Annotated in this window: 1 protein-coding gene and 1 pseudogene; both read left to right on the top strand. The window is 68.2% G+C overall.

The window, feature by feature from the left end:
- Window positions 1-390 (top strand): annotated as a pseudogene (fliI, locus tag H926_RS34700) (flagellum-specific ATP synthase FliI); the annotation flags it as partial.
- 7 nt (window positions 391-397) lie between these two features.
- The coding region (locus H926_RS0112980) for a hypothetical protein (protein ID WP_022676691.1) at window positions 398-686 on the top strand (289 nt) is incomplete at its 3' end.

The following is a 686-nucleotide window of genomic DNA, read 5'->3' on the forward strand; positions in this document are numbered from 1 at the left end:
ACCGTGCTGGCCGATGGCGACAACCAGGACGATCCGGTGGTCGATACCGCCCGCTCGATCCTGGATGGGCACATCGTGCTCTCGCGCGATCTGGCGCAGCGCGGGCACTATCCCGCGATCGACATTCCCGCCTCGCTCAGCCGGGTGATGACCGACATCACCAGCCCGCAGCATCAGGCCCTGGCCCGGCAGTTTCGCGCGCTGATCGCCGCCTATGAGGCCAACCGCGATCTGGTGCTGATGGGGGCCTATCGCCAGGGGGCCGACCCGCAGCTGGACCAGGCGATCGCCATGCACGGCGCGCTGGCCGATTTCCTGATGCAACCCGCGCAGGACATCGTGCCACTGGACAGCTGCATTAACCAATTGACCCAGTTGCTGGGCGGCTGAGCGCGCCATGACGATCAAGGCCCGCAACCAGCGGCTGGTGCGGCTGCGCCGGCTGGAAAAGCTGCGCGAGATCGGCCATCGCCAGGCGATGCTGGCCGCTGGCCAGGCCGAGAGCACGCTGGCCCAGCTGCAGCACCTGGCCGAGCGCACCGGCACGCTGGCAGACAGCTATGCCGCGCGCACCGATGCCGATGATGGTGCGGCATTGGCCCACCTTGGCGCATTTCGCGCGGGTCTCGAACGCATTGCCCGCAGCACTGCCGGCGAAATCGACACCGCCCGCCGCATTGCCGATG

The organism is Novosphingobium sp. B-7, assembly GCF_000410615.1.
Lineage (GTDB): Bacteria > Pseudomonadota > Alphaproteobacteria > Sphingomonadales > Sphingomonadaceae > Novosphingobium > Novosphingobium capsulatum.